General features: G+C 71.8%; 21 protein-coding genes and 1 pseudogene. 7 read left to right on the top strand and 15 right to left on the bottom strand.

The window, feature by feature from the left end; translation table 11 throughout:
• Positions 1–77 precede the first annotated feature (77 nt).
• The 4 genes from FHX80_RS03530 (at position 78) to FHX80_RS03515 (ending at position 5,521) form a co-directional block, all read left to right on the top strand.
• Positions 78–2,627, top strand: coding sequence for a Tox-REase-5 domain-containing protein (locus FHX80_RS03530; protein ID WP_145762768.1), 2,550 nt, complete (start codon positions 78–80; stop codon positions 2,625–2,627).
• A 72-nt stretch (positions 2,628–2,699) separates the two neighbouring features.
• Positions 2,700–3,419: a hypothetical protein gene (locus FHX80_RS03525; RefSeq protein ID WP_145762767.1), complete on the top strand. Its 720-nt coding sequence runs from the start codon at positions 2,700–2,702 to the stop codon at positions 3,417–3,419.
• 205 nt (positions 3,420–3,624) lie between these two features.
• Entirely contained in the window at positions 3,625–4,344 is a 720-nt protein-coding gene (locus FHX80_RS03520; RefSeq protein ID WP_145762766.1) for a DsbA family oxidoreductase, read from the top strand.
• A gap of 115 nt (positions 4,345–4,459) precedes the next feature.
• Entirely contained in the window at positions 4,460–5,521 is a 1,062-nt protein-coding gene (locus FHX80_RS03515; RefSeq protein WP_145762765.1) for an aminotransferase class V-fold PLP-dependent enzyme, read from the top strand.
• Positions 5,522–5,647: 126 nt separating this feature from the next.
• On the opposite strand, the gene FHX80_RS03510 is transcribed toward FHX80_RS03515, so the two are convergent.
• From FHX80_RS03510 to FHX80_RS03495, 4 genes are read right to left on the bottom strand one after another with little or no spacing between them, the layout of a single operon-like run.
• A complete protein-coding gene (locus tag FHX80_RS03510) occupies positions 5,648–6,682 on the bottom strand; it encodes a LacI family DNA-binding transcriptional regulator (RefSeq protein WP_145762764.1) in 1,035 nt (344 codons plus the stop codon).
• Between the two features lie 41 nt (positions 6,683–6,723).
• Positions 6,724–7,590 carry a carbohydrate ABC transporter permease gene (locus tag FHX80_RS03505; protein WP_208764572.1) on the bottom strand — a complete coding sequence of 289 codons (867 nt, stop codon included), beginning with the start codon at positions 7,588–7,590 and terminating at the stop codon, positions 6,724–6,726.
• Complete coding sequence (locus tag FHX80_RS03500) at positions 7,587–8,513, bottom strand: carbohydrate ABC transporter permease (protein WP_145762763.1); 927 nt, start codon at positions 8,511–8,513, stop codon at positions 7,587–7,589. Before FHX80_RS03500 ends, FHX80_RS03505 begins: the two co-directional genes overlap by 4 nt.
• Positions 8,510–9,829, bottom strand: a complete 1,320-nt coding sequence (locus FHX80_RS03495) for an extracellular solute-binding protein (RefSeq protein WP_145762762.1) — start codon at positions 9,827–9,829, stop codon at positions 8,510–8,512. The genes FHX80_RS03500 and FHX80_RS03495 overlap by 4 nt, the downstream gene beginning before the upstream one ends.
• A gap of 181 nt (positions 9,830–10,010) precedes the next feature.
• Between FHX80_RS03495 and FHX80_RS03490 the strand changes: the two genes are divergently transcribed.
• Positions 10,011–12,056, top strand: a complete 2,046-nt coding sequence (locus FHX80_RS03490; protein WP_145762761.1) for a beta-galactosidase — start codon at positions 10,011–10,013, stop codon at positions 12,054–12,056.
• Between the two features lie 36 nt (positions 12,057–12,092).
• On the opposite strand, the gene FHX80_RS03485 is transcribed toward FHX80_RS03490, so the two are convergent.
• From FHX80_RS03485 to FHX80_RS03460, 6 genes are all read right to left on the bottom strand, one after another.
• The gene (locus FHX80_RS03485; protein ID WP_145762760.1) at positions 12,093–13,130 is read right to left on the bottom strand and encodes a VOC family protein; all 1,038 of its coding nucleotides are present in this window, start codon (positions 13,128–13,130) and stop codon (positions 12,093–12,095) included.
• 103 nt (positions 13,131–13,233) lie between these two features.
• Positions 13,234–14,127, bottom strand: a complete 894-nt coding sequence (gene thpD / locus FHX80_RS03480) for an ectoine hydroxylase (RefSeq protein WP_145762759.1) — start codon at positions 14,125–14,127, stop codon at positions 13,234–13,236.
• Between the two features lie 6 nt (positions 14,128–14,133).
• A complete protein-coding gene (locus tag FHX80_RS03475) occupies positions 14,134–14,562 on the bottom strand; it encodes an ectoine synthase (RefSeq protein ID WP_145762758.1) in 429 nt (142 codons plus the stop codon).
• 65 nt (positions 14,563–14,627) lie between these two features.
• Entirely contained in the window at positions 14,628–15,884 is a 1,257-nt protein-coding gene (gene ectB, locus FHX80_RS03470) for a diaminobutyrate--2-oxoglutarate transaminase (protein WP_145767048.1), read from the bottom strand.
• Between the two features lie 150 nt (positions 15,885–16,034).
• The gene (gene ectA / locus FHX80_RS03465) at positions 16,035–16,565 is read right to left on the bottom strand and encodes a diaminobutyrate acetyltransferase (RefSeq protein ID WP_280118741.1); all 531 of its coding nucleotides are present in this window, start codon (positions 16,563–16,565) and stop codon (positions 16,035–16,037) included.
• 318 nt (positions 16,566–16,883) lie between these two features.
• Positions 16,884–17,990: a pyridoxal-phosphate-dependent aminotransferase family protein gene (locus tag FHX80_RS03460; RefSeq protein ID WP_145762757.1), complete on the bottom strand. Its 1,107-nt coding sequence runs from the start codon at positions 17,988–17,990 to the stop codon at positions 16,884–16,886.
• Positions 17,991–18,106: 116 nt separating this feature from the next.
• Between FHX80_RS03460 and FHX80_RS03455 the strand changes: the two genes are divergently transcribed.
• Both FHX80_RS03455 and FHX80_RS03450 read left to right on the top strand, forming a co-directional pair.
• Positions 18,107–19,207, top strand: a complete 1,101-nt coding sequence (locus tag FHX80_RS03455; RefSeq protein ID WP_145762756.1) for an amidohydrolase family protein — start codon at positions 18,107–18,109, stop codon at positions 19,205–19,207.
• Between the two features lie 335 nt (positions 19,208–19,542).
• Positions 19,543–20,703 carry an SCO1860 family LAETG-anchored protein gene (locus FHX80_RS03450; protein ID WP_145762755.1) on the top strand — a complete coding sequence of 387 codons (1,161 nt, stop codon included), beginning with the start codon at positions 19,543–19,545 and terminating at the stop codon, positions 20,701–20,703.
• Between the two features lie 130 nt (positions 20,704–20,833).
• Here FHX80_RS03450 and cobC read toward each other — a convergent pair.
• From cobC to cobM, 5 genes and pseudogenes are all read right to left on the bottom strand, one after another.
• Positions 20,834–21,943, bottom strand: a pseudogene (gene cobC, locus FHX80_RS03445) (Rv2231c family histidinol phosphate aminotransferase CobC); the annotation flags it as partial.
• Positions 21,912–22,823 carry a sirohydrochlorin chelatase gene (locus tag FHX80_RS03440; protein ID WP_244318123.1) on the bottom strand — a complete coding sequence of 304 codons (912 nt, stop codon included), beginning with the start codon at positions 22,821–22,823 and terminating at the stop codon, positions 21,912–21,914. The gene FHX80_RS03440 and the pseudogene cobC, both read right to left, overlap by 32 nt.
• A 50-nt stretch (positions 22,824–22,873) precedes the next feature.
• A complete protein-coding gene (cobJ, locus tag FHX80_RS03435) occupies positions 22,874–24,598 on the bottom strand; it encodes a precorrin-3B C(17)-methyltransferase (protein ID WP_145762752.1) in 1,725 nt (574 codons plus the stop codon).
• The gene (cbiE, locus tag FHX80_RS03430; protein ID WP_145762751.1) at positions 24,595–25,851 is read right to left on the bottom strand and encodes a precorrin-6y C5,15-methyltransferase (decarboxylating) subunit CbiE; all 1,257 of its coding nucleotides are present in this window, start codon (positions 25,849–25,851) and stop codon (positions 24,595–24,597) included. The genes cobJ and cbiE overlap by 4 nt, the downstream gene beginning before the upstream one ends.
• Positions 25,848–26,696, bottom strand: a complete 849-nt coding sequence (gene cobM, locus FHX80_RS03425; protein WP_145762750.1) for a precorrin-4 C(11)-methyltransferase — start codon at positions 26,694–26,696, stop codon at positions 25,848–25,850. The genes cbiE and cobM overlap by 4 nt, the downstream gene beginning before the upstream one ends.
• Positions 26,697–26,733: the final 37 nt, after the last annotated feature.

Raw genomic sequence — 26,733 nt, 5'->3', positions numbered from 1 at the left:
ATGACGGCGGGGCTCCGGATCCGTAGCCTGAGGAGTCGTCATCCCGCCCGCGGGCGGTGCAGTCGGGGGAGCTGAGCATGTCGGCGATCGGTGGCATATCCGCGTACGGAGGCGCCGGACCGGCGCCCGGAGCCGGGCGGCGGGCATTGCCGCGCGCCATGGGTGCGGCCCGTCTGCTGCTGCACGTCCTCTTCGGTGCGACGCTGCTGGGCGCCGTCGGCCTGTTGGGTTCCGCGCTCGCCGCCGACGCGGTGGACGGTGTCGTCCTCGGGGTCCTGCTGTACGGGGCGGTTCCCGGTGTCGTGGGCTGGCTGTTGTCGCGGCGCGCGTGGACCGGCGGCAGGCGTGTGTGGGGCGGACTCGTCGCCGTACAGGTGTGGTTGGTCCTCGGCGGCCTGGCCAATGCCGTCGGCGGATCGGTGCACGGCTTCACGCAGGTGTTCCTGCCGGTGGTCATTCTGGTGTTCCTGACCCGGGCGGAGAGCCGTGCGTGGTTCCGTCTGCCGGAGCGGGAGCGCGAGAAGAAGCCGGAGTTCTCCTTCGCCCACATGATCACGTGGCGCCGCGACCGGGGTCAGACGGCCCTGGAGTACTTGGGCCTGGTCACGGTCGTCGTGGCCGTCGTCGCGGCCCTGGTGCTGAGCGGTGTGGGCGGCAGGATCACGGACCGCATCCAGGCCGCGATCTGCTCGCTCACGGGCACGTCCTGCCCGGCGACGGGTACCGGCAGCGACTCGGTGAACGCGGGTGGCTCGGCCGGCGGTGCGGATACGGGCGGTGCCGATTCGGGCGGTGCGAATGTCGGCGGTGCCGACGGTGGCGCCACGGTCGTCGGCGGCGCGGACGGGGGCGGTACGTCCAGCGGTAACGGTGACTCCACCGGCACGGGCGGGGCGAGTGGAACCGGTGGCTCCACCGGAAGCGGCGGCCCTGCCGGCGGCGGCGCCGGTGCGGGCGGAGGGACCGGGGCCGGCGGTGCGAACGGCAGCAGCGGTGGCGCGAGCGGTACGACCGGAGGAGCCACCACCAACGGCAGCTCCTCCGGCGGCGATACCACGGGCGGGGCGGGCTCCTCCGGCTCCGGCGGCGGCGACTCAGGCGGCGGCGACTCCGGCGGTACGGCCGGTCCCGACGGGCCCGGCACGGACACCTACTCCGAGACCGCCGCAGAGCCCGAGGCCGAGTACGACGACATCCCCGCACCCGGCGAGGACGACGCGGGGGACTCCGGCGGCGGGGACAAGAAGGAGGACTGCGGCGGCTTCTTCGGCTGCGCCTGGGACGGCGTCACCCAGGTCGTCAAGGGCGTCGCCGTGGACGGCATCTGGGGCGATGTGACCGGGGTCGTCGACCTCTTCAAGCCCTCGACGTGGTCCGGCATCGCCGACTACGGCAAGCAGCTCGGCGGCCAGTGGATGGACGACTCCAAGGACGCCGGGAGCAAGTGGAGCAAGGGCGACTACTTCGGCTCGGTGTTGGACTACGGCAAGGCGTCGTTGAACACCGTGGTGAAGGTCGGCGACGACATGTTCGTCGGCGACGACGTACGCGAGCGGTGGAACAACGGGCAGAAGACCCGGGCCGTCACGGACGTCGCGTGGAACGTCGGGTCCCTCTTCATCCCCGGGTACGACGTCGCGAAGGTCGTCGGCAAGACCAGCAGACTCGGCAAGTTCGGGCACATCGCCGCCGATGTGGCCGAGGCCGCCGACGACGCGGGCAAGGCGTCACGCAGGGCCCGTAAGGCGGCCGAGGCCGGTGACGTCGACGGCGCCCGCAAGGCGGCGAAGGAGGCCGACGACGCGGCGGACAAGGCCGAGGACGCGGCCCGCAAGACCGGCTGCACCATCGCCTTCGGACCCCTGACACGCTACGGCGGCTCCGGTGTCGCCGGGTCCGGGACCGGCGTGCTCGCCACGGGCCCGCCGGGCCGCGTGGTCCTTGCCGACAGCGGTTGTGACAAGGAGGCCGAGGCCAAGGCCAAGGAGGCCCGTGACCAGGAACGCGCCGCCTGGACGGACAAGAAGCGCGCCGAGGAGAAGGACCGCGCCGCCAAGGCGCTGGAGAAGAAGAAGCCGTGGCCGGACGCCAAGCGAAACGACACCTCCGACCCGCGCAACTACAACTCCCCGGACTGGGCCAAGAACCTGAAGGACCGGGATCTCGGCTCCGCCGACGCCGGCGACGGGTACTGGGGGAGCCGAGACCGCAACCCCAAGCCCAACTGGAAGAACGAGTCCTGGCTGCGGTACCAGGAACAGATCACCGGCACCAAGCGCGGCAAGGAGTACATCGTCGCCAACCCCAAGGAGGGCAAGCCGCCGGTGGAGTACGACGGCTGGGACTCCGGCCGGCAGACCTTCCTGGAGGCCAAGAACGGCTACAAGAGCTACCTGAAGCAGGGGGACAGCGGAACCCTCACCGGCTCCGGCCGGGAGAAGTTCGTCAAGGAGGCGACGGAGCAGGTCAACGCCTCCGGCGGGCGTGCGGTCGAATGGCACTTCTCCGACCCGGACGTCGCCAAGGCGGCCAGGAAGGCCTTCCGGGAAGAGGGGCTCCCGATCAAGGTCGTCTACAGCAAGCAGAACCCGGCCAAGAGCACCAGGAAGCCCGAGGCCTTCGACTAGCCTGGGCGCGCCGATCCGCACGTGCGGTTGCGGGTGGGGACCTACGGCGGCTCACAACGGTGGAGGCAGGACATGCGACGTGTGGTGCGGGGCTTCTGGGGACCCCGGAAGGAGTCGGTCCCGGAGCTCGCGGGACGCTGGAAGGCGATGCTGGACGCGCTTCCCGCGCTGCTTCCGGCGGCCGGTTCCGCCCCGGCGGGGCAGCCGTGGACCTGGACCCAGCACCACGGTTACGGCCGTCCCACGCGACTGCGGCCCGACGGGGCGGAACTGGGCGCCGCGCTGCAGGCCGATCACGACTCCCCGCAGACGTCGGACGGGGCCGGTCTGAGCCTGGCGAGCACGGGCGAGCCGGGCTGGGAGATCGGCATCGCCGGGCGGGGCGGCGGCGAATCGGAGTACGTGACCCAGGCGGTCGTGCTGACGGTCGTCTCCCCGGACGGCGCCGAGGTCCCCGAAGCCGCACTCCTCGCACTGATCGCGGACATCTGGCAGCCGGACATCGGCGATGTGACCGACGACGACCTGCTCGACGCCCTGGAGGACGACGCCGGCTACGACTACACGCTCTCCCAGCTGTGCGTCGGCCGGCTCGGCTATTTCTCTCCGGGGCGTGCGGCGCTGGTCCCGGACGGGGTGGGCGCGGTCCGCGAGGAACTGGGCGGAGAGGGCCTGCTCCTCGACATCGCACCGCCCCAGGACATCGAGGCCGTCGTGGACGCCTATGTGCGCCTGCGCGACGCCGGCGCACTGGAACCGCTTCCCCGTCCGATGAACCGGACCACCTTGTAACCGGACCATCTTGTAACGACCACCGTTGCATCCGGACCGTCCTGAGAGCGGACCGTCCGTAGCCGGACCGTCCTATCCGGACGGCTCCTCGGCCGGGGGCGCGGCGCGGGGAATGAGCAGGGCCCGGACAAGCGTTTCCAGGGGAGCGGAGGGTCCCTCCGTGCTGCGTGAGCAGCCGTCCGAGAGCCTGGAGAGAAGAAGAGTCATGCGCGTCGAGATCTGGAGCGACATCGCCTGCCCTTGGTGCTACATCGGCAAGGCCCGTTTCGAGAAGGGCCTGGCAGGGTTCGCCCACCGCGACGAGGTCGAGGTGGTGCACCGTTCCTTCGAGCTCGACCCGGGGCGGGCCAAGGGCGACACCGTGCAGGTCATCGACATGCTGGCGCAGAAGTACGGGCGTACCCCGGAGGAAGCGCGGTCCATGGAGGCGAACGTCGCGGCCAACGCGCACGCCGAAGGGCTCGGCTACCGCACCGAGGGGCGGGACCACGGCAGCACCTTCGACATCCACCGGCTGCTGCACCTGGCCAGGGCCCGCGGCCGTCAGGACGAGCTGCTGGACCTCGCCTACCGGGCGAACTTCGCCGAGGAGCGGTCCGTCTTCGACGGTGACGTGCTGGTCGAGCTGGCCGTCGAGGCCGGTCTGGACGCCGACGAGGCGCGCGCGTTGCTCGCCGACCCGCAGGCGTACGCGGCCGAGGTGCGGGCCGATGAGCGGGAGGCGTCCGAGCTGGGAGCCAACGGGGTGCCGTTCTTCGTACTGGACCGGCGGTACGGGATCTCCGGCGGCCAGCCCGCCGAGGTCTTCGCCCAGGCGCTGGAGCAGGCGTGGCAGGACCGCCCGCTGACCGCGATCGGCGGGGACGCCGCGGCGTGCGACGCCGACGGCGCGTGCGAGGTTCCGCAGGCCGGCGGCAACGGCTGACAGCGGGCGGGCGGCAGTGCTGACCGCCGACCGACCGTAAACATAAGCATTGCTTGGAGGTACCCCTTAACTACTGGTGATTGACTATGAGTTAAGGGGGCTTCAGGCTGGGCGCATGATGATCTCTTCGCTCAGCCGTGCGGTCGACGCCGAGTTCGCGCCGGAGACCGCCTACCTCAACACATCCACCTGCGGGCTGCTGCCCCGCCGAACCGTCGACGCGGTGAAAGTCCTCGCCGAGCAGAACGCCACGGGCCGCCGGGACGGTGCGGGCGATTTCGAGGCGCTGGACGGTGCCAGGGACGGTTTCGCGCGGCTCGCCGGTGTCGGGGCCGACCGGGTCGCGGTCGGCAGCTCGGTCTCCGTCCACGTCGGTCTGATCGCCTGCTCGCTCCCGGCTGGGGCCGAAGTGCTGGTGCCCGAGGGGGAGTTCAGCTCGGTCGTCACCCCGTTCGCGGTCCGCGGTGACCTCCGGATGCGGTATGTCCCGCTGGCGGAGCTGGCCGACTCGGTGCGCCCGGGGACCGCGCTCGTCGCCTTCTCCGCCGTGCAGTCGGCCGACGGCCGGATCGCGGATCTGGACGCGGTCCGGGCCGCCGCGGCCGCCCACGGGGCCCGTACGCTCCTGGACGCCACCCAGTCCGCGGGCTGGCTGCCGCTCGATGCCGGGGCGTACGACTACACCGTCGCGGGCGGCTACAAATTCCTGCTCTGCCCGCGCGGCGCGTCGTTCCTCACCGTCACCGAGGAGGCGCAGCAGTCCCTGGCTCCGGTCTTCGCCGGGTGGGTCACGGCCGAGGACCGGTGGGGCAGCACCTACGGGCCGGTCGCCAAGCTCGCGCCCGACGCCCGCCGCTACGACGAGCCGCCCGCGTTCCTCTCGTACCACGGCGCCGAGCGCTCCCTCGCGCTGCTGAACGAGATCGGCATCGACGCCGTCCACGGCCACGCCACCGGGCTCGCCGCCCGCTTCCGGGCCGGTCTGGCCGGGCTGGGGCGCGAGGCGGTGCCGGGGGAGACGGCCGTGGTCGCGGTGCCCGGACTCGGGGACAGGGCGGCGGAGTTGGTACGGGCCGGGGTGATGGTCTCCAACCGGGCCGGCAACCTGCGGGCGGCCTTCCACCTGTACAACACCGAGGCCGACGTGGACCGTGCGCTGGACGTGCTGTCGGGCTGACCCCGTGACCCCGTGACCCCGTGACCCCGTGGCCCCGGCCGCGCCGTCGGCGCGTGCGGTCGGCGGCCCCTTCCCCGCCGCGGACCGGGCGGCGTTCCCCGGGCGCCGCGGCCGGAGCCCCGGGTCTCACGCCGAGTCGCGGCGGACCAGTTCGGTGGGGAGTATCACCGCGGCCGGGTCGTCCCCGCCGATCTGGGCCAGCAGCACCCGTACCATCTCGGCGCTGATCCGGTCCCACGGCTGACGGATCGTCGTCAGCGCGGGACGGGAGGCGAGCGCGGCGGGGGAGTCGTCGAAGCCGCCCACCGCGACATCGTGCGGCACGCTGCGCCCCGCCTTCTCCAGCGCGGCGAGCACCCCCTGCGCCATCAGGTCCGAGGCGACGAACACCGCGTCCAGGTCCGGGACCCGCTCCAGCAGCAGCGCGGCGGCCGCCTCGCCGCCCGCCCGGCTGTAGTCGCCCGGCACGATCAGCGCGTCGTCTGCGGGCAGCCCGCAGTCGGCGAGCATCTCGCGGTAGCCGGCCAGCCGCTCCACGCCGCCCGGGGTGTCCAGCGGGCCGCTGACCGTACCGATCCGGCGGCGCCCCGACTCGTACAGGAAGCGCACCATGTCCCGGGCGCCGTCCCGGTCGTCGGCCGCCACGTAACTGACCTTCGAGCCCTGCCCGAGCGGCTTTCCGCAGGCGACCAGGGGGACCCCTGCCTCGTGCAGCTGGGCGGCGACCGGGTCGCCGGAGTGGCTGGAGACCAGCAGGACCCCGTCCACATGGCCGGCGATGTACCGCATGTTCCGGCGGCGCTCCGCCTCCGTACCGGCGATCATCAGCAGCAGCGGGATGTCGTGCGCGGCGAGCGCGCTGGTGCAGCCGCGCAGCAGCACATTGAAGTTCGGGTCCTCGAAGAACCGCTCCTGGGGCTCGGTGAGCAGGAACGCCACCGAGTCGGAGCGGCCCGTGATCAGCGACCTGGCGTGCCGGTTCACGGTGTAACCGGTCTTGCGGATGGCGGAGTTGACCGCGTCGAGTGCGGCCGGGCTGACGTTGTGGCCGCCGTTGAGCACCCGCGAGACCGTGCCGCGCGAGACTCCGGCCTCCCGCGCCACATCGTGGATCGTCGGTGGCCGGCGGCGTCCCGTACCGGTCTGTTCTGTGCGGCTCATGGTGCGTGATCTTTCATCAAGTGGTGTCCTGGCGGGGCCCGTCAGGACTTTACGGCGCCGGAGAGCAGGTCGAGGCTCCAGAAACGCTGAATGACCAGGAACAGGGCGATCAGCGGGACGATCGCCAGGAGCGCCCCCGTGATCACCAGGGTATAGAGGGCCGGAGTGGTGGAGCCCTGCTGGAGAAGGGTGTAGAGCCCCAGCGTGACCGGGAACTTCTCGTCGTCGCCGAGCATGATGTACGGCAGCAGGAAGTTGTTCCAGATCGCGACGAACTGGAAGAGGAAGACGGTCACCAGGCCGGGCAGCATCATCGGCAGTGCGATGGTCCGGAAGATGCGCCACTCGCTGCCGCCGTCCATCCGCCCGGCCTCGATCACATCGCCCGGCACGGCGGCCGCCGCATAGATCCGGGCGAGGTACACCCCGTACGGAGAGAGGATCACCGGCAGCAGGACCGAGAGATACGAGTCGGTCAAGTCGGCCTTCGCCAGCAGCAGGTACTGCGGTACGGCGAGGATCACCGGCGGCATCAGCACCCCGGCCAGCAGGATGTTGAAGATGCTCTCCTTGCCGCGGAACCGGTACACGGCCAGGGCGTACCCCGATATCGCGGACACGGCCGTGGACAGCAGGGCGCCGGCTCCGGCGTAGAAGGCCGAGTTGACCATCCACTTCCAGTACACCCCGTCCCGGTACGCGGAGAGCTCGGAGACGTTGTCCGCGAACCCGGTGCCGGGCAGGAAGGTGAAGGTGGAGAACAGTTCGCTGCCGGACTTGGTCGAGGCGACCAGCACCCAGGCGACGGGCAGCAGGCAGTACAGGGCGCCGAGCAGCAGGGCCGCCGTGGGCACGAGGGCGAACCGGCGGGGGGCCGTGGGCAGCGGCCGGACGAGCTGCGTGGTCACTGATGGTCCCCCTGCTTCGTACGGGAGTTGGCCGCCTTGAGGAAGCCGAAGGACAGGGTCAGGGTGGCGACGGCGATGATGACCGCCTGGGCGGCGGCCGCATAGATGTCGTTGTTGACGAAGGCGTCCTGATAGACCTTCATCAGCGGACTCCAGGTGCTGGAGAGGGAGTTGGTGAGCGGCTTCAGCGTCGTCGGTTCGTTGAACACCTGGAGTGTCGCGATGATCGAGAAGAAGAACGTCAGCACCAGCGAGGGCGCCACCATCGGGATCTTGATGCGGAGCGCGATCTGCCACTGCGAGCAGCCGTCCAGCCGGGCCGCCTCGAAGATCTCGGCGGGGATCGCCCGCAACGAGGTGTAGATCACGATCATGTTGAAGCCGGTGCCGCCCCAGACCGCGATGTTGGCCAGGGCGAGGTAGAGCGGTCCGCCGTCGAGCAGGCCGGGCTGCGGCAGACCTGCCTTGTCCAGCAGGAAGTAGAACGGGCTGACGTCCGGCAGGTAGAGGAAGCCCCACATCAGTGCGGCGACCACCCCCGGGATGGCGTACGGGAGGAAGATCGCCAGCCGGGTGAAGCCGCGCAGCCGGAGCCGTTCGGTGTCCAGGAGCAGGGCGAACAGCAGGGCCAGTCCGAGCATCACCGGGACGACGATCGCGCCGTAGCCGAGGATGCGCAGTGCGCCGTGGAGCAGTTCGGAGTCGGAGAGCGCTTCGGTGTAGTTGGCCAGACCGGCCCAGATCTCCGTGCGGGCGCCCTTGCCCAGGCCGAGGCCGCTGACCTCGGTCCGGCGGAAGCTGAGGTAGAGCGCGTATCCGATGGGCAGGGCGAAGAAGAGCAGGAAGAGCGCGGTGGCGGGGACCAGGAAGACGTACGGGGCGCTCTTGACCCCGTACGCCTTCCTGCGCGTGGCGCGTGTCACTCGGAGACTCCGAAGCCCTGCTTCTTCAGGTCCGCGACGGTGGCGTCCTGCATGGCGGTCAGGGCCGGGCCGAAGTCCGCCCTGCTCTTGGCCGCCGCGGCGAAGCTGTCCTTGAAGGCGGTGTACGCGACGTTCACGTTCGGACCCCAGGCGGCGGGGGCGGTGCCCTTGGCTATCTTGGCCGCCTCGGCGTAGAAGTCCGGCTGGTTGGGGAAGTACACCGGGGGCTGGGCGAGGGCGCCGCCGGTCTGCGCGGCCGTGGCGGCGGGGTAGATGCCGCTCTCCTTCACCAGCGCGGCGAGCGCCGTGGCGTCGGTGTTCAGCCACTTCACGAAGGTCGCGGCGGCTTCCTTGTGCTTGGAGTCGTTGGTGACGGCGGTGGAGGAGCCGCCCCAGCTGCCGGTGACGTTCTGGCCCGCCGTCCACTGGGGGAGTGGGGCCATGGCCCACTTGCCCGCGGTGTCGGGGGCCGCCGTGGTGAAAACGCCGGGCGCCCAGACCGCGCTGACCCAGGCGATCTGCTTGCCGGTGTTGAGCGCCTTGTTCCAGGCCGGGGTGTACATCGGCTGGTTGTCGATGGCGCCCTCCTTGACCAGGCCGCCCCAGAAGTCCGCGACCTTCCGCGTGGCCGGGTCGTCGATCGCGACCTTCCACTTGTCGCCGCCGGTGGTCCACCACTGCGCGCCCGCCTGCTGGGCGAGGCCCGCGAAGAGACCGGAGTCGTTGGACGAGAAGGTGGTGAGGTCCTTGCCGGGGGCCTTCTTCTTCAGCGCGCGGGCGGTCTCGGCGAACTCGTCCCAGGTGGTGGGTACGGACAGGCCGTACTTCTTGAACAGGTCCTGGCGGTAGTAGAACATCAGCGGGCCGGAGTCCTGTGGCAGCGCGTACAGGGCGTCCGAGCCCAGCGTCGTCTGCTGCCAGACCCCGTCGGCGAACTTGCCCTTGGCGTCGCCCGCCTCCTTGGAGATGTCGGCGAGCACGTCGTTGGAGACCAGGGTGGGGAGCGCCTGGTACTCGGCCTGCACCAGGTCGGGGGCCGTGTGCGCCTTCGCCGCGGTGATGATCTTGGTGACCAGGTCGTCGCCCGAGGCCTGCTTCTTCACGGTGACCGTGATGCCGGCCTTCTTGCCCTCGCCCTTGTTCCAGATGTCGGCGACCTTGTCGAGGCCGGGGGCCCAGGCCCAGTACGTGAGCGATGCGGGGCCGGAGGCGGCCGGGCCGTCCCCGCTGCTGCCGTCGTCCGACGAGCCGCAGCCCGTGAGCAGGGCGGCGGCGAGCGAGGCGGCCGCGGACGCCGCGACGATGCGGTACTTCATGGATTTCTCCCCTGACGAGAAGCGAGGGTGCAGCGCCGACATATGCGCTGTGAGCGTTCACAGTAGAGAAACGAAACCGACACTTGTCAATGGTTGTTGCTGTGCGGTTATGTTGGCTCTGCGCCACCGAGAGTGTGTGTGCACGTTCCCAGAAGTTGTACCAAGAGCCCAGGAGACACCCATGCCGCACACCCCTCGCGCGACTGCCCCGCAGGGTCTGCACCAGCTGGCCTTCGGCGGCGACTACAACCCCGAGCAGTGGCCCGAGGAGGTCTGGCACGAGGACGTACGCCTCATGCGGGAGGCCGGCGTGACCATGGTCAGCGTCGGGATCTTCTCCTGGGCACTGCTGGAGCCCGAACCCGGTACGTACGACTTCGGCTGGCTCGACCGGCTCCTGGACCTGCTGCACGTCAACGGCATCCGCGCCGACCTCGGTACCCCCACCGTCGCCCCGCCCGCCTGGTTCTACCGCGCCCACCCCGAAGCCCTGCCGGTCAGCCGGGAGGGCGTCCGCTACGCCTTCGGCTCACGCGGCGCGATCTGCCACAGCAACCCCGACTACCGCTCGGCCGCGGCCGGCATCACCGAACAGCTCGCCCGCCGGTACGGGAACCACCCGGCCCTCGCCATGTGGCACGTCCACAACGAGTACGGCGTCCCCGTCAGCGCCTGCTACTGCGACAGCTGCGCCGCCCACTTCCGCCGCTGGCTCGCCGACCGCCACGGGGGCGTCGACGCCGTCAACGAGGCCTGGGGCACCGCCTTCTGGGGCCAGCGCTACCGCGGCCTCGACGAGATCGACCCGCCGCGCACCACCCCGACCGTCGGCAACCCCGCCCAGCAGCTCGACTACGCCCGCTTCGCCGACGCCACCATGCGCGAGAACTTCTGCGCCGAACGCGACATCCTGCACCGGCTGGCCCCCGGCGCCCCCGTCACCACCAACTTCATGACCGCACTCAGCCAGTGCGGCTCGGTGGACTACTGGGCCTGGGGGCGGGAGGTCGACCTCGTCACCAACGACCACTACCTGATCACCGACGGCCGCCGCACCCATGTCAATCTCGCGATGGCCGCCGACCTGACCCGCTCGGTGGCGGGCGGCGCGCCCTGGCTGCTGCTGGAGCACTCCACCGGCGGCGTCAACTGGCAGCCCCGCAACCCCGCCAAGCACCCCGGCGAGATGGCCCGCAACAGCCTCGCCCATGTCGCCCGCGGCTCCGACGGCGCGATGTTCTTCCAGTGGCGGCAGTCCCGGCGGGGCGCCGAGAAGTTCCACTCGGCGATGCTCCCGCACGCCGGCACGGACTCCCGGATCTGGCGCGAGGTCTCCCGGCTCGGGGCCGATCTCGGCCTGCTGAACGAGATCCGCGCCACCCGGACCGTCGCCGACGTCGCCATGGTCTGGGACTGGCAGTCCTGGTGGGCCCAGTCCCTGGAGTGGCGTCCGAGTCAGGACCACGACGCACGCGAGCGCGCCGACGCGTTCTACGCCTCGCTCTTCGACCGCCACCTCACCGTCGACTTCGCCCACCCCGACACCGATCTGTCCGGGTACCCGCTGGTCGTCGTCCCGGCCCTCTACCTCGCCACCGAGGAGTCCGGCCGCAATCTGCGCCGCTACGTGGAGGGCGGCGGCACACTCGTCGTCTCGTACTTCTCCGGCATCGTCGACACCCACGACGCCGTGCACCCCGGGCCGTACCCGGGCGCCCTGCGCGACGTACTCGGCCTGACGATCGAGGAGTTCTCCCCGCTCGCCGAGGGCGGTAAGGTCCGCCTGATCACCCCCGAGGGCGCGCCCGAGGGGCCCGAGCTGAGCGGTGACGTCTGGTCGGACGTGGTGATCCCGCGCGGCGCCGAGACCGTCTGGTCCTACGCCGACGGCATCCCGGCCGGCCGGCCCGCCGTCACCCGCCACCGTCTGGGCGGGGGCACGGCCTGGTACGTCTCCACCCGGCTGACCGGCCCTGATCTGGACGCCGTGCTCGACCGGGCCTGCGACGACGCCCGCGTCGCGCCGCGCACCGGACTGCCGCACGACGTCGAGGTCGTGCGGCGCACCGGTGACGGCGGCACGTACCTCTTCGCGATCAACCACACGGGGGCCGACGCGAAGGTTCCGCTGGCCGCCACCGGTACGGAGCTCCTCACCGGAGAGGGCGCAGCGGGGCATCTCGCGGTACCGGCGGGGGCGGTGCGGGTGGTGCGGCTCGACGGGTGAGGTGGGTGGGGCGGCCGGCCGGTTGCCGCTCCGTCCTCAACTGCCGGACGGGCTCGGCGCGGCCCCGTCCAGCGGGGCCCCGTGCCACTTCCACGACGTCACCCGCGCACGGCCCGGCAGTTCGGCGCGACCGGTGGACCAGAGCAGTACGGCCCACCGGTCCTCGTCGTCCGGGGCGTCGGGGAAGAGCCGCGCCAGCACCCGGTCGCACAGCTCCGCGGACGGCGTCCAGCCGAGGCCCAGGCCCTCGGCGAGGTCATGGGTGTGCACCAGGGTCTCCACGATGCCCATCGCGGCGAATCCCTCCGCGTCGGAGATCCCGTAGCTGTGGTACGAGCGGATGTCCGGCGAGGTCGTCCTGACCATCGCCGCGAGCAGCGCCCCGCTCGCCTCCAGGGTCCGCAACAGGCCGGCCGCACCGGCCGCCGGGTCGGCGAAGATCGCGTTGAACGGGCCGCCCTCGCGCCGCGGGGCCCAGTGGAACGGCACATCGCTGTCCAATGGCGGTGACTGCGGACCCAGTTGGGCCGCGTAGGCGAAGAGGTCGTCGCTCAGGTGCTCCACGGTCTCCCAGCAGTCCCAGGTGAGCGTCCCCGCCGGGGTGTGCCAGCGGTCCGCCGGGGCCTCCTTGAGCGCGGCGACCGCGAGCCGTACCGCCGACGTCACGTCGTCCGCGGTGACCGGCAGCCTGGTCCCGGTCAGCGTCGCCCGCTCGCGCGCACTGCACTCCACGCAGAACTCGTTGCCCTCGGGGTCGGCCAGGGTCGCCCAGCCGCGCCCGTTGGGCCGGCGGTGATCTCCGACAAGCGTGGCGCCGAGGGCGAGCAGTCGCTCGACCTCCTCGTCCCGGGTGCGGTCCTGCGGCTGGATGTCCAGGTGGATGCGGTTCTTGGTGCTCTTCGGCTCGGGCACGGAGATGAACAGCAGCGCGGCACCGGGGGCCTCGACGAGGGCCTCGGGGTCACCGGGGGAATCGTCGTCGGAGAGGGAGGCGCCCAGCACCTCGGCCCAGAACGTGGCGAGTTGGTAGGCATCGCCGCAGTCGATGGTGATGTGGTGTACGTGTGAAGTCATGGGCCTCACTGTCGCCGGTGACCGTCGCGGGGTCCACCGGGTTATGACGCGGGGGCGGGGACGGCACTTGGCCCCCGCCCCCGCGCCACACCGTGGTCCGGCCCTACCTCACCGGCGTGAAGTCCCGCGCCCCGATGAACTCCGGGCGGCGGACCGGGGCCGCGAAGGGCTCCTCGGCCTTGTTCTCCACGCTGTTGAACACGATGAAGACATTGCTGCGCGGGTACGGGGTGATGTTGTCCCCCGAGCCGTGCATGCAGTTGCAGTCGAACCAGGTCGCCGAACCGGCCCTGCCGGTGAACAGCTTGATGCCGTGCCGGCCGGCCATCCTCGTCAGCGCCTCGTCGGACGGGGTGCCCGCATCCTGCATCTGAAGCGACTTCTTGTAGTTGTCCTTCGGCGTCTCGCCCGAGCACCCGAGGAACGACTTGTGCGAGCCGGGCATGATCATCAGCCCGCCGTTGGTGTCGTGGTTCTCGGTCAGCGCGATCGAGACGGACACCGCCCGCATGTTCGGCAGACCGTCCTCGGCGTGCCAGGTCTCGAAGTCCGAGTGCCAGTAGAACCCCGAGGCACCGAAGCCCGGCTTGACGTTGATCCGGGACTGGTGGACGTACACGTCCGAACCGAGGATCTGACGGGCCCGGCCCACCACGCGCTCATCGCTGACCAGCCGGGCGAAGACCTCGCTGATCCGGTGGACCTCGAACACCGACCGCACCTTCTGCGACTTCGGCTCGATGATCGAGCGCTCGTCGGCGCGTACCACCGGGTCGGCGATCAGCCGCTCCAGCTCGGCGTGGTACCCGGCCACCTCGTCCGGCCCGATCAGCTGGTCGACGGTGAGGAAGCCGTCGCGCTCGAAGCCCTGGAGCTCCTTCGCGGCGATCGGACCCGGTGCGCCGGGCGCGGACCAGATGACCGGGTCCTGGCGGGGAGTGGTCATCTCGGCGGCGCCCCGCGATGGGTACAGGTCGGCACGTACATCAGCGGTCATGATGGTTCAGCCCTCCTCGGTCAGGAGGGGGTCCCCCCAGGCGTCCAGCTCTGGGGGAGGGTAGACACCGTTCTCGTCGTGGTCCTCCCGTCCGGTGACAGGAGGGTTGAAGACGCACACGCACCGGAAGTCCGTCTTGGGGCGCAGCGTGTGGTGCTCGTGCCCGTTCAACAGGTACATCGTGCCGGGGGCGATCCAGTGCTTCTCACCGGTCTCGTCGTTGGTGAGTTCGGCCTCGCCCTCCGTGCAGAGCACGGCCTCGATGTGGTTGGCGTACCACATCGACGTCTCCGTGCCCGCGTACAGAACGGTCTCGTGGAGCGAGAAGCCCACCTTCTCCTTGGCAAGCACGATGCGCTTGCTCTCCCAGGTGCCGGAGGCGGACTTCACATGCCGGTCGGTGTTCTCGATGTCACTGAACGATCGGACAATCACGGTGGGTCGGTGCCTTTCTCTCTGCAGCGGTGTATCTCATCGGGCCCGCCCGGGGCGGCCCCGGGTCAGGCGGTCTCGCGGACGGCACGGGCCATCGTGCGCAGGCCCTCGTCCAGCTCCTCGGGGGTGATGGTCAGCGGCGGCAGCAGCTTGACGACCTCGCTCTGCGGACCCGAGGTCTCCAGCAGCAGCCCCAGTTCGAACGCGCGGGCGCACACGGCCGACGCGCGCGTGGGGTCGTCGAACTCCAGGCCCCACACCAGTCCGCGGCCGCGGAACCGCGCGGTGTCGTGCTCGCCGCAGATCGCCAGCAGCGCCTGCTCGACCTGCTCGCCGCGGGCCAGCGTCTGCTTCTCCATCTGGCCGTCCGCCCAGTAGGCGTCGAGCGCGGCGGCGGCGGTGACGAACGCCGGGTTGTTGCCGCGGAAGGTGCCGTTGTGCTCGCCCGGCTCCCAGACGTCCAGCTCGGGCTTGAACAGGCAGAGCGACATGGGCATCCCGTAGCCGCTGATGGACTTCGACAGCGTCACGATGTCCGGCGTGATGCCGGCCTCCTCGAAGGAGAAGAAGCCGCCGGTACGGCCGCAGCCCATCTGGATGTCGTCGACGATCAGCAGCATGTCCTGGCGGTGGCACAGATCCTGGAGCGCACGGAGCCACTCGGCGCGGGCGACGTTGATGCCGCCCTCGCCCTGGACGGTCTCCACGATCACGGCGGCGGGCTTGTTGAGCCCGGACCCCTGGTCCTCCAGGAGGCTCTCGAACCAGAGGAAGTCGGGGACCTGGCCGTCGAAGTAGTTGTCGAACGGCATCGGCGTGCCGTGCACCAGCGGAATACCGGCACCGGCCCGCTTGAAGGCGTTGCCGGTGACGGCCAGCGAGCCGAGCGACATGCCGTGGAAGGCGTTGGTGAACGAGACCACGGACTCACGGCCCTTGACCTTGCGGGCCAGCTTCAGCGCCGACTCGACGGCGTTGGTGCCCGTCGGGCCGGGGAACATCACCTTGTACGGCAGGTCGCGCGGCCGCAGGACGACGTTCTGGAAGGTCTCCAGGAAGGCTCGTTTGGCGGTGGTCGCCATGTCGAGGCCGTGGGTGATGCCGTCGCGCTCGATGTAGTCGATCAGCGCGCGTTTCAGCACCGGGTTGTTGTGGCCGTAGTTGAGGGAACCGGCTCCGGCGAAGAAGTCGAGGTACGAGTGGCCGTCCTCGTCCGTCAGCCGGGCGCCCTGTGCGCGGTCGAACACGGCGGGCCAGGCGCGGCAGTAGCTGCGTACCTCGGACTCCAGGGTCTCGAAGACGCTCAGATCAGGAGGAGTCATGCCGTAGGCATGCCGGTTGAGGGTGGCGGAGGGAGACGGGTGGGCGGGCGGGGTGATGGTCACAGCGGGTCTCCTGCGTGAGGGGGCGTGACGTGCGGCGGTGAAGGGGACTGCGGCGGGCCCGGGGCCCGCCGGCGGAAGCGCGCGCGCTCAGACGTGGAACGGGCCGATGCTGTAGAGCACTTCCGGCAGATGAGTGCCCTCCGGGAACAGGCCGCCGTCGAAGAGCACCTCGCGCTCCAGGGCCACGTCGTGACGCCGGGCGTAGGAGGTGAACAGGCGGTCCGACGCGGTGTTGTCCGGTGTGACGGTCGTCTCGACCGAGGCGAGGCCCTGTTCCGCGGCGACCCGTGCGGTCAGGGCGTCCAGCAGCTTCGCCGCCAGGCCGGTGCCGCGATGGCCGTGGTCGACGGCCACCTGCCAGACGACGAGCGTCTCGGGGCGGTCGGGCCTGATGTACCCCGTCACGAAGGCGACCGGGCTGCCGGTCTCGTCGCGGGCGACCACGGAGGTCGCCGCGAAGTCACGGCACCACAGCAGGTAGCTGTACGAGGAGTTGAGGTCCAGGACCTCGGAGTCGCGGGCAATGCGCCAGATCGCGGCTCCGTCCTCCACTCGCGGGGTGTCGATGGTGATGAATTCGCTTCGGGCACTTGCAAAATCTGCTGGTGCGGCGGTCATGCGAATTGAATTTACCCAGCAAATTCTGAAATTGCATCGAGGGAAGGGGTTGGGTGGGACGGCCTTCTGTGTTATCAGGCGGGTGCGCGCCCCGGCGCGAATCGGTTACGTTTCCTCCCGGTTTGGACTGTATTTATCTGACATAACGGTCTCGATGTGGGGTCGGTCACAACGTCGTAACTCTCTTGGAGCGCAATCGAATTGAGTGAGATCGCCTCGCCGGAACTGGGGTGTTTAGCCTCGGAGGGAGCGGGAAGAAGAATGCGGGGAGCTGCTCTCGATGAGGCAGCTCCCCGCATTCTTGGATTGCGTCGGAATTTATTCGCTGGGCCAGGTTTCCGAAACCGCCTTGCGGGCAGCTTCGAAATTGACCTGCCGGCCCGCATCGGCCAGCGCCGCCCCCAGAGCCGCGAGTGAGGAGAGCACCGCGCCCCGCGTCGCGTCCACCCCGTAGTGATTGACCCGGATCATCTCCTTGGACAGCGCCCCGCCGCCCGCGATCAGCGGCAGCGACGGGTCGGCGGCGAGCGACCGCGCGACCAGACCCGCGGCGTCCACGCCCTCCGGAGCGCGCAGCGTGGTCGCCACCGGCGCCGCGTCCTTCGCCTCGTGCACATACGGGGTCAGGCCGCCGCCCAGCGCGAGCGCGCCGGCCCGGGTGGCCGCGGCCGCGGCGGCGTGACGGGCCATCAGGGAACCCAGGCCCTCCGCCTCGATCCGCTCCACGCAGGCCTCCAGCGCCAGCATCTCCAACTGCGCCGGCGCGTGCAGCAGCGCCTTGCGGCCGCCGTCGATCCAGCGCTCCTTCCAGTCCAGCAGGGAGAGGTAGGAGCGGCGCGGGGCCTGCGGGTTGGCGGCGATCCGCTCCCAGGCGCGGGCGCTCACCGACACGGCCGACACCCCGGCCGGACCGCCCATCGCCTTCTGCGCGCCGATCACGCACAGGTCGACGCCCCACGCGTCGGGCAGCAGCGGCTCGGCACCCACCGAGGCGACGGCGTCCAGCATGAACAGCGCCCCGTGCGCGCGCACGACCTCGCCGATCTCCGCGACCGGGTTGGTGTTGCCGGTCGCCGCCTCCGCGTGGACCAGCGAGACGAAGTCGATCTCCGGGTGCGCGGCCAGCGCCTGCGCGACCTGGTCGGCGGTGACCGCCGTGTGGAAGGGCACCGCCAGGTCGATGACCTCGGCGCCGCAGTCGCGCAGCCAGTTGCCGAAGGTCTGCCCGTAAGGCCCAGTGACCACGTTCAGCGCGGTCGAGCCGGGCCGGGCGCCGCCCCGGATGCAGCCTTCGAGGGGGAGCAGCGCCTCGCCCTGCATGATGACGACATCCTGCTCGGTGGCGAGGAGGCCGGCCACCCGCCGCTCCACGGCCGCGAAGTGCGCGGGGGTGAGCGGGGCGAGGTCGAGGAAGGGGTGCGTCACGGTGGTGCTCTCTTCGCGATCGGATCGGTGTGCGGCGGGGCCTGCGGGCCGGGCCTGCACCGAGGGTACCCAGCACCGCCTGGGCGGCCTCCGGGGTGCCTCGTACAGTGCAGTCCATGAGCGATCACGAGGCGCCGAGGGTGCTGCATGTGAAGGGGCGGGTGCTCGTCGGACCCGACGAGGTCAGGGACGAGCTCTGGGCGGTCGACGGACGCGTCTCGTACGAGCGGCCCGCCGGTGCGGACGGGGCGACGGTCCTCACCGGGTGGGTACTGCCGGGGCTGGTCGACGCCCACTGCCACGTCGGGCTCGACCACCACGGGGCCGTCGACACCGCGACCACCGAGAAGCAGGCCGTCGATGACCGGGAGGCCGGCGCGCTGCTCCTGCGGGACGCGGGTTCGCCCGCCGACACCCGGTGGATCGACGACCGCGAGGACCTGCCGAAGATCATCAGGGCCGGCCGGCACATCGCCAGGACCCGGCGGTACACCAGGAACTACGCGTACGAGATCGAGCCGGACGAGCTGGTGGCGTACGTGGCGCAGGAGGCGCGCCGCGGCGACGGCTGGGTGAAGCTGGTCGGCGACTGGATCGACCGGGGGGTGGGCGACCTGACCGCGTGCTGGCCGCGCGAGGCGGTCGGGGCCGCTATCGCCGAGGCGCACCGGCTGGGCGCCCGGGTCACCGCGCACTGCTTCGCCGAGGACTCCCTGCGCGACCTCGTCGAGGCCGGGATCGACTGCGTCGAGCATGCGACCGGGCTCACCGAGGAGACGATCCCGCTCTTCGCGGAGCGCGGGGTCGCGATCGTTCCGACGCTGGTCAACATCGCCACCTTCCCCTCGCTGGCGCGGGGCGGCGACGCCAAGTACCCGCGCTGGTCCGCCCATATGCGCCGGCTGCACGAGCGGCGGTACGCCACGGTGGGCGCCGCCCATGACGCCGGGATCCCCGTCTTCGTCGGCACCGACGCGGGCGGTGTGCTGGCACACGGGCTGGTGGCCGACGAGGTCGCCGAACTGGTGAAGGCGGGCATCCCCGCCCTGGAGGCACTGTCCGCGGCGGCCTGGGGCGCGCGCGAGTGGCTCGGCAGGCCGGGACTCGAGGAGGGCGCCCCGGCCGACCTCGTGGTCTACGACGAGGATCCGCGGGCGGACGTGCGCGTGCTGGCCGCGCCCCGCCGGGTCGTGCTGAACGGGCGCGTGATCGGCTGACGGGCGGGCCCCGGGTCCGGACCGGCCCGGGGTTCGCCGTGTTGACCGGCAGTTACCGGGAGCCGGCCCGCTCGTTGAAGCACCTCTGCGCATGCTCCGGCGCGGTCCGTCCGCGGACCGCCCACGCTCGGCGAATCGGGTGAACCAGAGGAACGCACGTGCCGAGATAATCGAATACAAGCACGGAAACCCCCCTTTGGGGTGAACTCACCTCAGGTGTCGGTCAGTTCACCCTCTGTGCGTAAAGATTCACGGAGTCGAGGCCACCGGTGCCCGCGATGTCCCGCATTGGACGGCGCCGGTGGCTCCATGTCTCTTGTGGGGGTTCCACCATCTTGAACAGCAACACCTTCCGCCTCGCCGCCCTGGCGGTCGCCGCCGCTCCCGTCGCACTGCTGGTCGCCGTCCCGGCGCAGGCCGCCACCGCGACGACCACGACCACCGGCGACGGGAAGGCGAGCGCGGTAGTGCTCCGTACCGCACTCGACGTCTCGCTCCTGAACAAGACGATCGACGTGCCGCTCAAGGCCGCGCTCAACGAGGTGCACGCCCCGGCCGCCGCCAAGGAGACGGCGCTCAGCGTGCGGCTCGACGGCGTCGACCACGGGAAGCCGTTCAGCGTGCTGCGTGCCGATGTCGCCACGGCTAACGCCACCGCCGACGAGCACCGTGCCGAGGGTTACAGCAACATCGCGAGGGCCCGGCTGCACCTGCCCGGTCTGCCGCTGCTCTCGCTGATCGAGGTCGAGCAGGTCACGTCCAAGGCGGTCTGCGAGGTGGGCCACAGGCCGGTCGCCGAGTCGAATGTGCTGGGTCACGTGAAGGTGCTCGGCCGGCGTGTGACCCTGACGGCCGGAGGTACCACGGAGGTCAAGGTGCCGGACGTCGGCGAGGTGACGCTCGACCTGTCGAAGACGCACACCACCTCACGCACCGCGGCGGCCGCGGCACTTCAGCTGAAGGTCTCGGTGAACCCGCTCAAGCTGAACGTCGCCGATGTGCGGGGCGAGGTCACGCTCGCCGAGGCCACCTGCGAGACGCCGAAGGCTCCCAGGCCGGGCGGCTCCACCGACGGCGGCTCGTCGGACGGCGGTTCCAGTGATGGCGGCTCGTCCGACGGTGGTGCGTCCGACGGGGGCTCCGACGACGGCGGTTCCAGTGATGGCGGCTCGTCCGACGGTGGTGCGTCCGACGGGGGCTCCGGCGACGGCGGTTCGACCGACGGCGGCTCCAGCGGCGGCTCGTCCAACGGAGGTTCGACGGGCAGCGGCTCCAGCACCGGCAACGGGGGCTCCACGGCTGGTCACCACTCCGGCACCGGCGGCGGCGACGTGAAGACTCAGACCGGCACCGGCAACACCCCCGCGGCTGCCGACGCCGACCTCGCCGAGACGGGCTCCAGCTCCGCCACGCCGTACATCGCAGGCGGTGCGGCGCTGCTGCTGGCGGTCGGCGCCGGCGCGATGGTCGTGGTTCGGCGGCGTGCGCAGAGCTGACGTCCGGGTGAGCGAATCAGTGCCCGAGGGGGAGGCCGGGGGGCCGTAAGGAAGAACGGGGGCGGGGAGCGGTGTTCCGTGAGTGGAGCACCGTTCCCCGCCCCTCAGGCGTCGCCGCCTGCCGGGACCGTCACCGGCCGACCGTGGTCAGTGCCTGGAGTGCCTGGTCGAGCACCTGCAGAAAGCTGTTGGTCGTCGTACGGTCGCGCACCGCCAGCCGCAGCCAGTCGGTGCCGAGCCCCGGAAACGTGTCGCCGCGCCGGGCCGCGAAGCCCAGCGTCCGCAGCCGCTGCCGGATCTCCGCGGCCCGCTCCAGCCGGATCAGGACGAACGGGCCCTCGGCCGGCTCCACCACCCGTATCTCGGTGAACTCGCGGAGCCCCGCGACCAGATGGCGGCGGTCCACCGCGATGCGTTCCGCCGCGTCCGCCGCCTCCGCCAGCGCCCGAGGCTCCACGCACGCCTCGGCGGCCGTCAGCGCCGGCGCCGACACCGGCCACAGCGGCTGCGCCCGGGCCAGCCTGCGCACGGTCTCCGGCGCGGCCGTGACATAACCGATCCGCAGTCCGGCGAGCCCCCAGGTCTTGGTGAGGCTGCGCAGGACGACCAGCCCGGGGACATCCGTACGGCCGCACAGCGCCTCGCGCTCATCGGGCACCGCGTCCATGAACGCCTCGTCGACCACCAGCGTCCGCCCGGGGCGCGCCAGTTGCTCCAGCACGGCCGCCGGGTGCAGCACGGACGTCGGGTTGGTCGGATTGCCGACCACCACCAGATCCGCGTCCGCCGGAACCGCGGCCGGGTCCAGCCGGAAGCCGTCCTCCGCGCGCAACAGCACCCGCCCCACCTCGTGCCCGGCGGCGCGCAGGGCGGCCTCGGGCTCGGTGAACTGCGGATGGACCACGACCGGACGCCGGGCCGGCAGCGCGCGTGCGATCAGCACGAACGCCTCCGCCGCACCCGCGGTCAACAGGACCCGCTCGGGCGGCAGCCCGTGCCGTGCGGCGACTGCCGCGAGCGCCGGACGCCCGTCCGGGTAGGCGGCGAGCGCGCCCAGCGACGCGGCTATCCGCTCCTTCAGCCAGGCCGGTGGGGTACCGGCCCGTACGTTGACGGCGAGATCGGTCAGATCCCGGCCCCGTCCCCGTACCTCTGCGTCACCGTGATGCCGCAGATCGTGCGCGCCCGCGCCGGTTGCGTCGGGGCTCTCAGTGGGAGTGTGCATGACCGCCATGGTGGGGGTGGTGGTGATGGCCGTCGTCGTCAGGGTGGAAGTGCGGCTGCTGCGGCAGTCCCACCTTGTCCTCGAAGCCCGGCAGTGCGATCCGGTACACGCAAGAGTCGCAGTTCATCCGCAGATCGCCCTTGACGGCCTCCCGGTAGCGCTCCATGACGAGATCGAGCAGTTCCTCCGCGGCGCCGATCACCTCGGCCGACCGGACATCCAGCTCCGGATGGGCGGCGGCCCACTTCCCGGTCTGCTGACGCACCCGGTCCGGCAGGATGCCGGTGAAGAGGAAGTACGGCAGAACGACTATGCGCCCCGCACCCAGCTTCACGCAACGGTCCAGACCCGACGGCACATCGGGTGCGGCCAGCGAGACGAACGCCGTCTCCACCCCGGCGTACCCCCGGCCCTCCCAGAACAGCCTCGACGCCTTGTACACCTCGGCGTTGGCGTCCGGGTCGGTGGAGCCGCGCCCGACCAGCAGCACCGTCACCTCGGAGCGGTCGGTGTCGCCCAGTACCTCGTCGACCCGCCGCTCCAGCACCTTCAGCAGCGCCGGGTGCGGGCCCAGCGGACGCCCGTAGGTGTACGAGATGCCGGGGTGGCGCTCCTTCTCGCGGGTCAGCGCCGCCGGGATGTCGCCCTTGGCGTGCCCCGCCGACACCAGCATCAGCGGGACGGCGGCGAAGCGCTTCACACCACGCTCGACGAGCTCGGTCACCGCGTCGCCGAGCGGCGGCGGCGACAGCTCGATGAAGCCGCCCGCGACGGGCAGTTGCGGGTTGCGGGCGCCGAGCTCGGCCACGAAGTCGCGGAAGGCGGCGGCCCCGCCCTCGTCCCGGGTGCCGTGGCCGGCGATCAGCAGTGCGGGCTGGGCGGACGGGGTGTTCACAGGTTCTCCTCGGTGTTCATGGGGGGTGGGGTGCGGATCGGCGGTGCGGCTCATCGGGCGGACTCCCCGGCCGGGGAGTCCGGGGCCGACTGCCAGCGGTAGCCGCGCGGGGTGACCATGCGGCCCGCGATCTCCCGGGTGGCCGTGTTGCCGACGGTCACGACGGTCATCATGTCGACCGTCTCCGGGTCCAGTTCCGCCAGCGAGGTCACCCGGCTGCTCTCGTCGGGGCGTGAGGCATTGCGTACGACTCCGACCGGTGTGGCCGGCTCCCGGTGCCCGGCCAGGATCGACAGCGCCTTCGGGAGCTGCCAGTCGCGGCCCCGGCTGCGCGGGTTGTAGAACGTCACGATGATGTCGGCCTCGGCCGCGGCCCGTACCCGGCGTTCGATGACCTCCCACGGCGTGTGCAGATCGGAGAGGCTGATCGAGACGTGGTCGTGGCCCAGCGGGGCACCCAGGATCGCGGCGGCCGCCAACGCGGCCGTCACCCCCGGCACACCCACCACATCGATATCGGCCCCGGCTTCGGCGAGCGCGGGCGACGCCATCGCGTACACGCCCGCGTCGCCACTGCCGATCAGCGCCACGGCATGCCCCTTGCGCGCCTCCGCGACCGCGGTACGGGCCCGCTCCTCCTCGGCGCCCAGCCCCGACTCCAACACCGTGGTGCCGGGCCGCAGCAGGTCCCTGATCTGGTCGACGTACTGGTCCAGCCCGACCAGCACCGAGGCCCGCCGCAGCTCGTCGCGGGCGCGCGGCGTCAGCAGATCACGGGCACCGGGGCCGAGCCCGACGACGGCCAGCCGACCGCGCGGAGCCCGGCGGACCACCGCGCAGGTCGCCATCGCCGCGCGCCCCTCGGGCTGTGACTTCCGCTTCGGTACGAGGAGTTCACCGCCCGCCGCGAGCGCGGCGGCCTCCGCCACCGACGGCGTTCCGACGGCGGCGAGCGGCGCGTCGGACGGATGCGGCACTTCGATCCGGGCCAGTTCCGCGGCCGGGTACGTCCGCAGCGGCACCCCGAGCCGTGCGGCGGCGGCCACGATCCCCGGCTCCCCGGCCTTCGCGTCCACGGTCACCAACTCCGCGACGCTCAAGGGCGAGAGCCCCGCCCCGGCCAGGGCGTCCCGGATCAGCCCGAGCACCTCGTCCTCGGGCGCGTCCTTGGACGCACCGACCCCGACGGCGAGCGAGGCGGGCCGCAACACGGCTTCCTGCGAAGCGAGTTCGATGATCCGGTCGGTGATGTACAGCACCGCCGGGCCCGCACCGTCCGGGCTCACGTTCGGCGGCAGGGCCGGCAACGGCCCTGCCGCGTCCGCCCGCAACGCCACCGGCGCACCGTCGAGCATCGCCCGCGACACCCCCGCGACATCCCCCTCCACGGGGAGGCCGAGCATGTCCAGACCGGCGATCCCCACCGCGTCCGTCGCCGTCGTCACGACCGGCGCGGCGCCCAGCACCTCACCGACCTCCACCGCCAGGGCGTTCGCCCCGCCGCCGTGCCCGCCGAGCAGCGCCACCGCATGGCGCCCCGCCTCGTCCACACAGACGATCCCCGGATCCGCGGCCTTGTCCACCAGCAGCGGCGCGACCAACCGCACCACGGCCCCCGTGGCGAGGAAGCACACCAACTGCTCACACTCGGCGAACGCCCGCCGCACGGCCTCGCGCACCGGGCCGTCGTAGACCACGGCGCGGCCGGGCCAGGCCGCGGCCAGCCGGTCGCGGGCGACGGCGCCGGCCGCCGTCGCGGAGATGAGGCCGATCACTGGACTGCTCCTTCACTTGCACGAACCGCGGGGCGGACGCCCCACAGCAGAAACACCGGATTGGCGGCGGCGAGCCGGGTCACGTCACCGGGCAGCGGCGCCAGCCGGGAGGACTGGAGCAGCACCCCCTCGGGCTCGAACCCGGCGGCGGCCAGCGCCGACCGCACCTGCGGCACCCGGTCCAGGGCCGCCACCGCGACCACCACGGCGCGCCGCGCCCGCCGGGCGCACGCGGTCACGATCGCGGGCAGTTCACGCCCGCCGCCCCCGACGAACACCGCGTCCGGGTCGGGCAGATCGGACAGCACGACCGGTGCGGCACCGTGCACCGCCCGCACGTACACCCCGTGCGCGGCCGCGTTCGCCCGGATCCGCCCGACCCCGTCCGACGTCTTCTCGACGGCGACGGCGGCTGCCCCGAGCCGGGCGCACTCCACCGCCACCGATCCCGACCCGGCACCGATGTCCCAGACCAGGTCACCCGTGCGCGGCCCGAGCCGGGCCAGCGCCAGCGCCCGCACCTCGAACTTGGTGATCATCGAGTCACGGTGCTCGAACTCCGCCTCGTCCAGCGCCCACCCCGCCGGACCGGCGGCCGGACCCGCCACCGTCCGCACCGGCGACAGGGCCCGCGACTCGTCCAGGCACAGCACCACACTCACCGGATCGGGCCATGAGCGGACCGCCGCCTCCCGGGGCGTCAGCCGCTCGACGCGCTCGTGCTCCGGGTCCCCGAGCGCCGTCGCGACGACCAGGACGCGCTCCTCGCTCCGGTACACCAGCCCGGCCGCCAGCTCGGCGGGACCCGCACCCGGGCCGGTCAGCACCGCGACCTTGGGGTGCGCCAGGCACACGTTCACCGCGGTCCGCGGATCCCGCCCGTGCGCGCTGACCACCACCGCGTCGTCCCACGGCAGCCCCAGCCGGGCGAACGCCACCGCGACCGAAGGAGCGCCCGGCCGCACATCGAGCGCCGCCGGCCCGAACCGCTCCGCCAGCGCCCGTACGATCCCGAAGAACCCCGGATCACCGGAGGCCAGCACCACCACCCGGGCCCCGTCCTCGGCCAGTTGCCCTTCGATCCGGTCGAGGGCCGGAGCCAGCGGCCCGAGGACCACCCGGCCGGCCCGCTCCGGGAGCGCCGCGCCGTCCAGATGGCGCCGCGCGCCGACCACCAGCGTGGCCCGCGCCAGAGCCGCCACGGCGTCGGGGCCGAGCGGCGCCCCCGTTCCCGTACCGAATACCCGGATCACGAGCCGGACCGCTGGGCCCGCAGCTCGGCCCGAGCCGCCTTGTCGGCCTTGCGGTAACCGTGGAAATGACCCGGGTGGTAGAGGTGCGAACGGGTGCCCGACGCCGACAGGGCGGGGCCGACCAGGAACAGCGTGTGCTTCCAGAGCTTGTGCTCCTTGACCGTCTCCTCCAGCGTCTCGATCGTGCAGTGCAGGATCAGCTCCTCCGGCCAGGTCGCCTGGTACGCGACCACGACGGGCGTGGTCGTGGGATAGCCGCCCTCCAGCAGTTCCTGGGTCAGCTGCCCGGACCGGGCAGCCGACAGGAAGAGCGCCATCGTCGTGCCGTGCCGCGCGAACTCCCGCACCTCCTCGCCCGGCGGCATCGGCGTCTTGCCGCCGCCGAGCCGGGTCAGGATCACCGACTGCGCCACCTCCGGGATGGTCAGCTCGCGCCGCGCGATCGCCGCGACCGCCGAGAACGACGAGACGCCGGGCACGATCTCGACCGCCACCCCCAGCTCACCGCACCGGTCGACCTGCTCCTGAGTGCCGCCCCAGAGCGCCGGATCGCCGGAGTGGATACGGGCCACCTTCAGCCCCTCGTCCGCCGCCCGCCGGTACACCTCGACCACCGCTTCGAGGGACATCTGGGCCGAGTCGAGGATCTCGGCGCCCTCCCGGGCGTGCTCGAGGACCTCCGCCTGCACCAGGCTCGCCGCCCAGATCACGATGTCGGCGTCCGCGATGGCCCGTGCCGCCCGGAAGGTCAGCAGATCGGCGGCGCCGGGGCCGGCACCGACGAACGTCACGGTGCCGCGGGTGGGCGCGGCGACTGCGCCGGCTGCGTCGACTGCTTCGGACATGGAACGGTCCTTTCGGGACAAGAGACAACGGGACAAG

This window comes from Streptomyces brevispora (genome assembly GCF_007829885.1).
GTDB lineage: Bacteria > Actinomycetota > Actinomycetes > Streptomycetales > Streptomycetaceae > Streptomyces > Streptomyces brevispora.
The sequence above is the reverse complement of the archived record's forward strand: the minus strand, read 5'-3'. Positions and strand labels throughout refer to the sequence as shown.

What these genes read in the sequence shown, in the direction of transcription:
- FHX80_RS03530 (WP_145762768.1), top strand. Translation starts at nt 78, where the DNA reads ATGTCGGCGATCGGTGGCATATCCGCGTACGGAGGCGCCGGACCGGCG.
- FHX80_RS03525 (WP_145762767.1), top strand. Translation starts at nt 2,700, where the DNA reads ATGCGACGTGTGGTGCGGGGCTTCTGGGGACCCCGGAAGGAGTCGGTC.
- FHX80_RS03520 (WP_145762766.1), top strand. Translation starts at nt 3,625, where the DNA reads ATGCGCGTCGAGATCTGGAGCGACATCGCCTGCCCTTGGTGCTACATC.
- FHX80_RS03515 (WP_145762765.1), top strand. Translation starts at nt 4,460, where the DNA reads ATGATGATCTCTTCGCTCAGCCGTGCGGTCGACGCCGAGTTCGCGCCG.
- FHX80_RS03510 (WP_145762764.1), bottom strand. Translation starts at nt 6,682, where the DNA reads ATGAGCCGCACAGAACAGACCGGTACGGGACGCCGCCGGCCACCGACG.
- FHX80_RS03495 (WP_145762762.1), bottom strand. Translation starts at nt 9,829, where the DNA reads ATGAAGTACCGCATCGTCGCGGCGTCCGCGGCCGCCTCGCTCGCCGCC.
- FHX80_RS03490 (WP_145762761.1), top strand. Translation starts at nt 10,011, where the DNA reads ATGCCGCACACCCCTCGCGCGACTGCCCCGCAGGGTCTGCACCAGCTG.
- FHX80_RS03485 (WP_145762760.1), bottom strand. Translation starts at nt 13,130, where the DNA reads ATGACTTCACACGTACACCACATCACCATCGACTGCGGCGATGCCTAC.
- thpD (WP_145762759.1), bottom strand. Translation starts at nt 14,127, where the DNA reads ATGACCGCTGATGTACGTGCCGACCTGTACCCATCGCGGGGCGCCGCC.
- ectB (WP_145767048.1), bottom strand. Translation starts at nt 15,884, where the DNA reads ATGACTCCTCCTGATCTGAGCGTCTTCGAGACCCTGGAGTCCGAGGTA.
- ectA (WP_280118741.1), bottom strand. Translation starts at nt 16,565, where the DNA reads ATGACCGCCGCACCAGCAGATTTTGCAAGTGCCCGAAGCGAATTCATC.
- FHX80_RS03455 (WP_145762756.1), top strand. Translation starts at nt 18,107, where the DNA reads ATGAGCGATCACGAGGCGCCGAGGGTGCTGCATGTGAAGGGGCGGGTG.
- cobM (WP_145762750.1), bottom strand. Translation starts at nt 26,696, where the DNA reads ATGTCCGAAGCAGTCGACGCAGCCGGCGCAGTCGCCGCGCCCACCCGC.